9 protein-coding genes are annotated in these 10662 nt (G+C 64.1%); 4 read left to right on the top strand and 5 right to left on the bottom strand.

Annotated elements, in window-relative coordinates; genetic code table 11:
• The first annotated feature begins 68 nt into the window (after nucleotides 1-68).
• The gene (locus E2484_RS08015) at nucleotides 69-341 is read left to right on the top strand and encodes a hypothetical protein (protein WP_137284677.1); all 273 of its coding nucleotides are present in this window, start codon (nucleotides 69-71) and stop codon (nucleotides 339-341) included.
• A 24-nt stretch (nucleotides 342-365) separates the two neighbouring features.
• On the opposite strand, the gene E2484_RS08010 is transcribed toward E2484_RS08015, so the two are convergent.
• Nucleotides 366-2183: an aldehyde ferredoxin oxidoreductase family protein gene (locus tag E2484_RS08010; protein ID WP_137284676.1), complete on the bottom strand. Its 1818-nt coding sequence runs from the start codon at nucleotides 2181-2183 to the stop codon at nucleotides 366-368.
• Between the two features lie 201 nt (nucleotides 2184-2384).
• Between E2484_RS08010 and E2484_RS08005 the strand changes: the two genes are divergently transcribed.
• A complete protein-coding gene (locus E2484_RS08005) occupies nucleotides 2385-3677 on the top strand; it encodes an L-lactate MFS transporter (protein WP_137284675.1) in 1293 nt (430 codons plus the stop codon).
• 488 nt (nucleotides 3678-4165) lie between these two features.
• Here the strand turns inward: E2484_RS08005 and E2484_RS08000 are convergent, their stop codons facing one another.
• The gene (locus E2484_RS08000) at nucleotides 4166-4585 is read right to left on the bottom strand and encodes a VOC family protein (RefSeq protein WP_137284674.1); all 420 of its coding nucleotides are present in this window, start codon (nucleotides 4583-4585) and stop codon (nucleotides 4166-4168) included.
• A gap of 220 nt (nucleotides 4586-4805) precedes the next feature.
• Between E2484_RS08000 and E2484_RS07995 the strand changes: the two genes are divergently transcribed.
• Nucleotides 4806-6149: an amidase gene (locus E2484_RS07995; protein WP_137284673.1), complete on the top strand. Its 1344-nt coding sequence runs from the start codon at nucleotides 4806-4808 to the stop codon at nucleotides 6147-6149.
• 198 nt (nucleotides 6150-6347) lie between these two features.
• Nucleotides 6348-7517: a M20 family metallopeptidase gene (locus E2484_RS07990; protein ID WP_137284672.1), complete on the top strand. Its 1170-nt coding sequence runs from the start codon at nucleotides 6348-6350 to the stop codon at nucleotides 7515-7517.
• Between the two features lie 36 nt (nucleotides 7518-7553).
• Here E2484_RS07990 and E2484_RS07985 read toward each other — a convergent pair whose 3' ends face one another.
• From E2484_RS07985 to E2484_RS24835, 3 genes are all read right to left on the bottom strand, one after another.
• The gene (locus E2484_RS07985; RefSeq protein WP_137284671.1) at nucleotides 7554-8798 is read right to left on the bottom strand and encodes a Zn-dependent hydrolase; all 1245 of its coding nucleotides are present in this window, start codon (nucleotides 8796-8798) and stop codon (nucleotides 7554-7556) included.
• 71 nt (nucleotides 8799-8869) lie between these two features.
• Nucleotides 8870-10303, bottom strand: coding sequence for a sodium:solute symporter family protein (locus tag E2484_RS07980; protein WP_137284670.1), 1434 nt, complete (start codon nucleotides 10301-10303; stop codon nucleotides 8870-8872).
• A 4-nt stretch (nucleotides 10304-10307) separates the two neighbouring features.
• Nucleotides 10308-10463 (bottom strand): hypothetical protein, encoded by a 156-nt coding sequence (locus E2484_RS24835; protein ID WP_170977241.1) that lies wholly within the window; start codon nucleotides 10461-10463, stop codon nucleotides 10308-10310.
• Between the last annotated feature and the right edge of the window lie 199 nt (nucleotides 10464-10662).

Raw genomic sequence — 10662 nt, 5'->3', positions numbered from 1 at the left:
TCATCCGAAGTGGCACGGTGACGGCGCTATCAAAGGGTTGAGGGAGTGGCGTTCCGTTTGCCAGGACGATGACGAACCCACGGTTCGAGGAACTCCAGGAACAGACTGCCGAAGCAGTCGTCGAAGACGATCTCGTTTCGGTGTACGCCGGACTCGTTCACGAGAACGGTCAGCACGAATACTACTTCGGCAATGATACCGAGGAGGCCGAGGAACTGCGGGAGACGGCCGCCATCCAACTCGGGATGATGCTCCGAGTGCTCGCGGACCGCTCCGACAGTAGTATCGACGAAATCACCGAGCTCGCGGTCGAACGCGCCGAAGAGATGCGACTTCGATGACCGAACCGTCGACGCAGTAGTGATTCACTCAGCGGGATCCACTCCACCGGCGTTTGCCGATCTGGTGACGGCGGAGGGCTCACCGACGGCCGTCTCGTCATCGACGATGTCGCCGAGGTCGAGTCGGTCGAGCGTCTCTGCGAGCGGACGGCCGTCCGGCCCCCACCCCCGAACGGCGTAGTACCGGTCGAGCGCCCGCTCGAAGTCGTCGGGGTCGATCCGAACCCTCCGTCCCTGCTCGTCGACGAGCGGTTCCTGAAAACGCGCAGGGAGGCTATCGTCGCCCCGGTCGAATCCCTCGCGGACGTTGAACAGTCGGACGAGCGTCCAGACGCGCTCGCCGAGTCGGTAGAGTTCTTCGGGGTCGTACTCCCGGCCGAGAGCGGCCAGCCACTCGGCACCCAAGTCGTCGAACGTCTCCCCGAGGAAGTCGTCCGCGGGGAGACTCCAGAGGACCGATCTGGCGTTCTGAGCCGTCGTGACCGCTCTAACCTGCTTTTCGAGCGACCATTTCCTGTCGAAGACCTCCTCCTCGAACGGTCGCGCCCGGCGATGACAGCCCCCGCGGTCGCTCGTCGCGTAGGCCAGCGCCATGCTCCCGGCCCGTCGCGGATCGTACGAGGGCACGGCCATCGACTTCACGGTCGGAACGAGTTCGTCACCGCCGTACCGGTCGGCGGCGACGGCGACCCCGTCGGCTAACGCGTCCGCAGTCGGGTCCTCGCGGGTCGCGATTCGCTCTAACAATGCCGCGGCGGCCTCGGCGTCGCCGAACGATACGTCGAGGTCGATGTGTCCGGCGTTGGCGGCACGAATCGCCCAAGCGACGGCGTTACCTGCGCTGATTACGTCCATCCCGAGGCGGTCACAGAGCGCACCCAGCGCCGCGACGTCTTCGAAGTCGTCGACGCCGAGACCGGCGCCGAGCGTCATCGCGGTCGCACCGCGCGGAACGGTCTCTCCCTCGTCGGTTTCGACCCGGAATCCGCCGGGATGGTCCCCGTTCGGGTACTCGCGCTCCACGGCGTCCTCCTTGGCGGCCTCGACGCCGATGGCCTCGCTCCCGTCGAACTCCGTGGATTGCCAGCCCCGAGTCGCGAGCAGTCCCGTCTCGTCGGCGAAGTCGAGGCTCTCGATCGTCGCGCCCGCAGCCAACCAACGGCCAGTATCGTGTTCCCGGTACGTCTCGGCGTAGTCGTCGGAGAGTTGCGCCAGGTGACCGGTCGGTTCGATTGCTTCGCCGTGAACGACGACCGCTTTCAAATTCTTCGCGCCCATTACGGCACCGGCACCGCCACGACCAGCGTGGTGGTCACCGCCGTCCGACGCGATCGTCGCGTATCGGACCGTCTGTTCGCCCGCGGGACCGATACACGCGACCGCAGCATCAGGAAACGCGTCCGCAACCGCCTCGACGTCGGCATTCCCAAGGTCGGTCTCGGCGACGATGTCGGCGTCACCGTTACGCACGTGGACCGTGACCGGTACGTCGGCGCTTCCCGACACGAGAACGCCGAGGCAACTCGGGAGGGTGCCCGCGAGGCGGTCGGGGAATCGACCGCCGGCGTAGGAATCGAGGAATCCGCCGGTCAGCGGCGACTTCGTAACCGCCGCGTATCGGGTCTCGCCGGGCAGGTACCCCGAGACCGGACCGAGCAGGAATCCGAGGAGGTTGTCCGGTCCCAGCGGGTCGGTAGCGGCGTCGAGTTCCTCGTACAGGTACCGGGCACCGAGACCCTTGCCGCCGAGGAACCGCCGTCGCCACCGCTCCGGCACGCGCTCGCGCTCGACCGTCCCCGCCGTGAGGTCGACCCGGAGAACGTGGTCCCGTGTCTGCGTCACGTCGCCCTGGTACGGACCTTCGCGATAAACCACTTCCGTGTCGCGCCGAGTTCAGAACCGGGTCGCCTCGCTAGAAGTGTTCATATTTTAATAACATCGGAGCGGATGGGTTAGGTCGCGAACACTAATCGACGTACAGCGCGGTTAAATCCGATTATTAACCGAAGTACTTTTACCGGATTATTATTAATGCGCGAAAGGATGTCACACAGTCAGGCAGACAAGAATCGATGGCTAATCGCGCTGTCGGCCGTCGCGATTCATCTGTCGATCGGATCGATTTACGCGTACAGCGTGTATCAGAACCCGCTCCGTGACACGTTAGGGTGGGAGATTTCGGACGTGACGCTCGCGTTCACCGTCGCGATTGTCTTCCTCGCCCTGGCAGCCGCGTTCCTGGGGCGATTCGTCGAAAAGTACGGACCGAGAATCTCTGGACTCGCCGCCGCCGTGACGTTCGGACTCGGAATCATCGGCGCGGGCGTCAGCGTCCAGATCGAAAGCTACCCCGCCTTCCTCGCCACCTTCGGGGTAATCAGCGGTGTTGGCATCGGTCTCGGTTACATCGCGCCCGTCTCGACGCTCGTCGAGTGGTTCCCCGACCGACGCGGGATGGCTACCGGGATGGCTGTGATGGGCTTCGGTGCCGGCGCGCTCGTAACCGGACCCGTCGCGAACGCCATCATGCAGAACTACAGCATCCCGATGGCGTTCTACGCGCTCGGCGTCGGCTACTTCGTCCTAATGGTGGCCGGGTCGAGTTACCTGAAGAAGCCACCGGAGGGCTGGGTTCCCGAGGGCATGGACGACAGCGAACTCGACGACACCGGTGCGAAGGGCGTCAACGTCAGCACTGACCTCGCACAGCTCACCGCGAAAGAGGCACTGAGGACGCCGCGGTACTACCTCGTCTGGCTGATCATCTTCATCAACGTCTCGGCGGGTATCATGCTGCTGTCCGTCGCGTCGCCGATGCTCCAGTCGGTCACCGGAGCCAGTTCGGCTACCGCGGCGTCCATCGTGGGCGTCATCGGAGTGTTCAACGGCGGCGGCCGAATCGTGTGGGCGAGCGCCTCGGACTACCTGGGACGAACGGCGACCTACGCCACGTTCTTCGTCCTGCAGGTCGCCGCGTTCCTCCTCATGCCCCAGATTTCACACGTCTGGGTGTTTGCGGGACTCCTGTTCCTCGTCATCACGTGCTACGGCGGCGGGTTCGCGTGTCTGCCGGCGTACCTCGGGGATCTGTTCGGCACGAAGGAACTCGGCGCCATCCACGGCTACACGCTGACTGCGTGGGGTCTAGCCGGCGTCGCCGGACCGACCCTCGTGGCGCGAATCGTCGAGTCGACCGGGAGCTACGCCATGTCGTTCTACATCATCACCGCAGCGCTCGCGGTCGGACTTCTCTCGACGGTCCTCCTGCGACGGAACATCAACCGCGTGCGGGATTCTCAGAGCACCGAGACCGCCTCGCCGGCCGTCTCCGACTGAGCCACCGGGCAATCATCGACTTTTTTTATCGCGCGAAGGTCGCCGATAGCAGCGTTTCCCGTTCCGACGAGACGCCGAGCATCAAGCAACGACGACCACCCAGTCAAATCCCGCGGTAAAGAGGCCACCCACACCAGTCGTTTTACTGGTTTCTCGAATCGAGAGGCTGACTTCCACCGATTTCCAGTCTCTGGGAACGGCGTGTGGGATTAAGGTAGTCTCGACGTCGATTTTCACCTGAAGAGTGATTCCCCATGGAACTACACTACCCCTTGCACTCGCGCGGGATTTTAGACAGGCGCAGGTTCGACTCGCCGCTGCTAACCCTGGTAATAGGTGCGGCCCTCGCTACAGTAGCCAGCGTCGCGTTTCTGCTAACGGTCGGCCTCGTACTCCTCGCAGCGATTTCGCTGTAACTCCGCCACGTCAGACGGCCGAGGTGGTACGACTGTAGACTCTTTGCTCCGTGATTTCGTCGACCGTGTTCCCTACGCTTCGACGAGTTCGACGAGATTGTCCTCCGGATCGCGGAGGAATAGGATTCGCGTTCCGCTCTCGGTCGTCTGTGGCTCGCTCACCGTTTCGACGTCCGCCGGCAGTTCCTCGTAGAATCGATCGAGGTCGTCGACGGCGAGACCGAGGTGTTTCGCACCGGGCTGGTTGACCGTTTCGCTCTCGCGGTCCTCGCCTGCAGGGTCGTACTCGACGAGTTCGACGCGGGCCGAACCGGCGTCGAGATGCGCGAACGTGCCGGTCGCCCCGTCGACGCCGACACCCGCTGAAAAGGATTCGCCGGAGACGGTGAATCGGTCAAGTACGTCGAGACCGAGGATTTCGCGGTAGAACTCGACCGCGCGGTCAAGGTCGGTTACGGTCACGCCGAAGTGATGCGCGGATGCTGAGGCCATGGGTAGTGACGCGGGAGCGACTCGGAAAATCCTGTCCTTTCGGTTCGTCCGCACGCTCACCGGGAGAGGCCACGAGAGAGACGGCCGAGTGACGGAGTGCCGTCGAATCACGATGCAGACGCGGACGTATTCGACTCACGCCGTGCCACGGCGTAGCGCTGACCGGTAGCCCAACATTGACAGTTCCCGTGAGCGTTGGTCGGAGTCGTCAAGGAAAACGATGGCCGACGAACCCAACGAGGCAGACGAAACGAGTCTGATTGCGACCGACGCTGTGACCCTGGCCGAGGCCGCGAGTGCACTGCGAACCGGACGACGTGACGTCGTCAAGTACGTCGAACGGCTCCACGACCGGATCGAGTCGGTCGAACCGACCGTACACGCGTTGGTGCCCGAACCCGGCCGATCCGACCGGTTGACGGCGGAGGCCGCCGCGCTCCGGGATCGCTACCCCGAACCCCGCGACCGGCCGCCGCTCTACGGCGTGCCAGTAGGTGTCAAGGATATCTTCCACACCCGTGGGCTCCCCACACGGGCCGGATCGGACCTCCCGATTTCGGAACTGACCGGCGCGGAGGGGTCGGCCGTGGCCGCACTCCGAGACGCCGGAGCGCTCGTCCTCGGGAAGACGGTCACGACGGAGTTCGCCTACTTCGAACCCGGGCCGACGCGCAACCCCCACGACCCTCAGCACACGCCCGGCGGTTCCAGCAGCGGGTCCGCGGCCGCGGTCGCAGCGGGCGAGACGCCGCTCGCACTCGGCACTCAGACCGTCGGCTCGACGATTCGACCCGCGGCGTTCTGCGGGATCGTCGGGTTCAAACCGAGCTACGACCGCATCCCGACGGACGGCGTGCTTCCGCTGGCCGAGTCCGTCGACCACGTCGGCGCGTTTACCCGCGACGTAACTGGTATGCGGGTGGCGGCGTCGGTGCTGTGTGACGACTGGGAAACAGTCGCGACTGACGACCGTCCCGTGCTGGGCGTACCGACCGGGCCGTACCTCTCGCAGGCGACCGAGGTGGGTCTCGACCAGTTCGACGCCCAAGTCGAGGCGCTCGAACGCGCTGGCTACGAGGTGCGCCGCGTCCGACTGTTCAACGACATTGACGCGCTCAACGAGCGCCACGATCGGTTGGTCGCCGCGGAGGCCGCACTTGCCCACGCCGAGTGGGTCGACGAGTACGGGGACCGGTACGCAGCGGAAACGGCCGACCTCGTCCGGGAAGGCCAATCGGTCACCGTCGAGGAGGTGGCGGCCGTCCGTGCGAGTCGGCGTGACCTCCGCGCCGAGGTGGCCGCGGTGACGGCCGAGGAGGGTGTCGACGTATGGATCAGTCCGGCCGCCCCCGGACCGGCGCCCGAGGGGATCGACGGTACGGGCGACCCGGTGATGAACCTTCCCTGGACCCACGCCGGCGTGCCCGCCGTCTCGCTGCCGGGCGGCCGCGTGGACGGCCTGCCGGTCGGGCTGCAGTGTGTCGGGTCGTTCATGGACGACGAGCGCTTGCTCGCGCGGGCGCAGTCGATCGCGGCCGTCCTCGCCGAGGCTTTCCGGCAGTAACGCCAGGACCCTGTCCGACGGAAACGGGGCGTCGTCAGTTACCACTAACTACCTCCGGCGACGCCCGGTAGCGTCCGAGCTGAAATACGCACTGAAGATAGAACGTACTCCAACTACTCACCCTATTAACAAACAGTATTAAGAATAACGCCTTTTTCGTCGGAACTATTTTTACATATTAGGACCGTATGTGGGACTATGTCTCGTACTGAGAAGCAAGACGAACTCGCGTCACTCGTTGGTGATCTCGTCAGGATCGAGACCGAGAACCCACCCGGGAACGAAGGGGAGTGTGCGGAGTACATCGCAGACTGGTTCGAGGATCGCGATATCGAAGCGACGCTCGTCCGAGAACCGTATCCGGACCGACCACAGGTCGCAGCCAGAATCGGTGAAGGCAACCCCACGCTGGTGCTCAACGGGCATATCGACGTCGTCCCGGCGGGCAATCGGGAGGAGTGGAGCCACGACCCCTACGGCGCGGAGATCGAAGACGGGGCGCTCTACGGACGCGGCAGCGTCGACATGAAAACCGGCGTCGCGATCGGTATGGTAACTGCCGCCAGACTCAAAGACGCCATCGAGTCCGGTGATCTCGACGGATCGCTCGTCGTTCACGCCGCCATCGGGGAAGAGACTGCCGAGGCGGGGACCAAGACCCTGCTCGAACGGGGCTACGACGGCGACTACGGCGTCGTCCTCGAGCCGACCGGACTGCGGACCGCGACGAGTGAGAAGGGGCTAGCCTGGTACGAGGTCAGCGTCGACGGCGACCCCTCCCACGCCAGTCGTCCAGATCAGGGGACGAACGCGATTCACCACGCGAAACCGGTACTCGACGCGCTCGAATCGTACGACGAACGCGTCCGGTCGCGCGAAGACGATCTCGTCGGGCGAGCGTACGCGACCGTCACCCAGTTCGACGCTGGGACGAAGGAGAACGTCGTCCCGGAGCGTGCGACCATCACCGTCGACCGACGGTTCCTTCCGAGCGAAACCGCCGTCGAAATCGACGACGAGATTGCGGCCTTGTTGGAGGACGTCGAACAGGAACACGATATCGAAACCGATTGGGAGCGAACCCGGACCTACGAGTCGGCGTCGATCGCCGTCGACAGCCCACTCGCCCAGACGTTCCGAGACCACTCGGCCGACGTCGCGGACGTGTCCACCGAACCCTGGGGGATCAAAGCCTCGACCGACGTTCGGAACTTCGTCAACGACGCCGACATCGAGGCGATTACGTGGGGACCAGGCGACATCTCACAGGCTCACACGTACGACGAGCACGTCGACCTGGACGCCGCCAGGTCGGGCGCAGAGATACTCGAACGTGCGGCCCGAGAACTGCTCTCCGCGAGGTCGTAGTCCGCTCCCGTCGACGATGCGCGGTCAGAGCGGGCGTTACGCCGCCCCGGTCGCGACTCGGAGCGCCGCGTTCGCTAGTACGTTCGCCGCCCTGTAGCAGTCGTCCCAGTTCGTGTACTCCGCCTCGCTGTGACTCTTCCCTCCTTCGCTGACCGCGAAGACCATCCCGGTGTCGCAGACCTCCGCGAGGTGGGTCGCGTCGTGGCCGGCACCGGCGACGATGTCCGTGTAGTCGTAATCGAGTGACGCCGCGGCGTCGGCCATTGTCTCGGTGCAGCGGTCCGCGAACTTGACGCTCGGGGCCCGCATTCGCTCCTCCCACTCCCAGTCGACGCCCTCGCGCTCCGCGGCGCGTTCGGCCTCCGCGAGCACCCGCTGGAACGCCGCTTCGACGACCGCGTCGTCGGGGTCGCGTGCGTCCCAGGTGAACGTGACCTCACCGGGGATGACGTTGATCGAGTTGGGAGTGGCATCGACGACACCGGTCGTCGCCACGGTACGTTCGCCGAGGTCTTCGGCGAGTCGTCGGAGCCGAACGATTACGTCCGCGGCAGCGACGAGCGCGTCGCTCCGGTGGTGCATCGGCGTCGCTCCTGTGTGGTCGGGTTCGCCGCGGAAGGTGAGTTCTCCCCACGTGAACCCGACGATGTCCGTCACGATGCCGACCGACTGCCCCCACTCTTCGAGGTACGGACCCTGCTCGACGTGAAGTTCGAGGTAGGCCTCGTACTCCTCCTGGGGTCCGACCGGGGCGCTGCCCCGATAGCCGATCCGTTCGAGTTCGGCCCGCAACGTGTTACCCTCTGCATCGGTTTCGGCGTACATCGCGTCCCGGTCGTGGACGCCGGCCCATACGCCGCTGGCCATCATCGCGGGCTGGAACCGTGAGCCCTCCTCGTTCGTCCAGTTGACTATCTCTATCGGGTGTTTCGTCTCGATTCCCTGGTCGTCGAGCGTCCGAACGAACTCGAGTGCGCCGACGACGCCGAGTGCACCGTCGTAGATGCCGCCGTTCGGTTGGGAGTCGAGGTGAGAGCCGAGCAACACGGGCGCTGCGTCCGAATCTGTCCCCGGACGCCGTCCGAACATGTTTCCCATCTCGTCGATGCGAACGTCGAGGTCGGCCGCTTCCATCTGCTCGTGGAACCAGTCACGGACCTGCTTGTCCTCGTCTGACAGCGCGAGTCGATGGAGGCCACCGCCATCGGTACCGCCGATCGCGGCCTGCTCTTTCACGGTCTCGATCAGCCGATTCCTATCGATGTTAAATTCGTTTGCCATTTTGGATTGCCGAGTGGTTTCGCTTCGTCAGTTGGTTCGTTCAGAATACGGAAAGCAGTAGTTGCGCTGGGTCAGTCGGAGGCGACGGTCTGAGCCGCCGGTTTCTCGGCCCAGATGAAGTGTCCGACGATCAGCACCAGCAGAGCGGTTCCGACGCCGACGAACGTCGCGGGAACGCTGAAGAACTCTCCGCCGAGTTTCCATCCCACGCCGAGTATCGCGCCCAACGACATCGAGGCGAGCACCGCGCGGCCGTCGAGTCCCCGCCAGTATAGTGCTGCATACACGGGCAGGAGGAACGCGCTCGTCAGCAGAATCGCCCGGAACGTGTACAGCGTGATGATCGTCCCCGGCGGATTGACCGCGACGGCCGTGGCGGTGAGACCGAAGAAGATCGTCGCGTAGCGACTCACCTTCAGCTTCTGGTCGTTCGACACGTCCGAGGCGAAGTAATCGTAGAGGTCGTTCGACGTGGTGACGCCCGTCGTGTGCAGTCGGGTGTCGGTCGTCGAGAGGATGGCGCTCATGACCGCGAGAATGATGACGACGCCGATCTCTGTCGGCAGGTACTCCGTGATGAGCACCGGGAACGCCTTGTCGACGTTGTCGACGCTGAGACCGGTCCCATCCAGAGCGACCGTAGTCGCTCCGCCCAACCACACTAGCGCCGCGTAGAACACCGAGAGGATGACGCCGCTCGCGGCCAGGTGGAACTTGGCGGTGCGCACGTCTCTGGTCGCGTTGATGCGGATGATGTAGTTACCGCCGGTGAATATCGTACCGAAGAACGCCACGATAGAGCCGACGACGCCGATCGCCGTGTACGTCCCTTTGCCGAGCGGGGCGACGTTCGCGGGGTCCATCGCGGCGAACTGCGAGTTGATCGCCGTGATGCCCCCGAGGTCAAGGGCCATGTAAGCGAGCGCGACGAACACCGTTCCGACCATGAGCGTCCCTTGGAGGAGGTCGGTCCACGCGACGCTGACCAGTCCGCCGAGTACGGTGTAGGCGATGAACACGACTCCGATCACCCAGACCATGTACTTGTACGGCACGCCGGTGATGGTCGTCACGAGAAGGCTCGCACCGACCAACTGCATGATCAGATACACCCAGGCGTTGCCGAGGAGGACCGTCGCTGCGATCGGTCGGGCCCACTCCCTGCCCGTCACTTCGGCGATGATGTCCGGCAGCGTGACCTGGTTCAACTCACGGACCTTGTGGACGACAAAGTACAGCGCACTGATGCCGAGCATCAACCCGAACACGATCCCCGTCATGATGGCGTAGCCACCGCCGTACACGGCCCCGATGAACCCGATGACGCTGACTGCGCTCACGAAGTTGGCGACGAACGACCACGTCGCCAGCCACGGTCCGAGATCCCGACCGTACACCCAGAAGTCCTCTACCGTGTCCGTCTTCGTGTAGCCCCAGACACCGATACCCAACACGATCACCAGGTACACGACGAACGTCCCGAGATAGAATGGATTGACTGCCATTCTACTACTTTCCTCCCACGGCCTGACTGGGTGTGCTTTCCTCGACCGGCCTCCCGAGGAGAACGTGGACGACCGTGTAGTGGATGGCTGCGATGCTTCCCGCCAGCAGCGTCGCGGCGAACACGAGGAACATTGACGTCGGCATCCCTAACATTGTCATATGCGTTCACACATCACACTGAGTCTGTAATAAATATTGGGGAGCGTGTGATTCTTCTTACTATATCCTAACGTATCCCGGAACTCTCGAACAAAATTCATCAACTATCGGTGTCGGCGCCTGACAGACGTCGGTCGAGACGGGAGAAGCCCACGCTCGTCCTTCCTCGACTCATCCACAACTTCAGCGATTGGCACCG

The sequence above is a fragment of the Halorussus salinisoli genome, assembly GCA_005239435.1.
GTDB lineage: Archaea > Halobacteriota > Halobacteria > Halobacteriales > Haladaptataceae > Halorussus > Halorussus salinisoli.
This window is presented reverse-complemented; position numbering and strand designations above follow the sequence as displayed.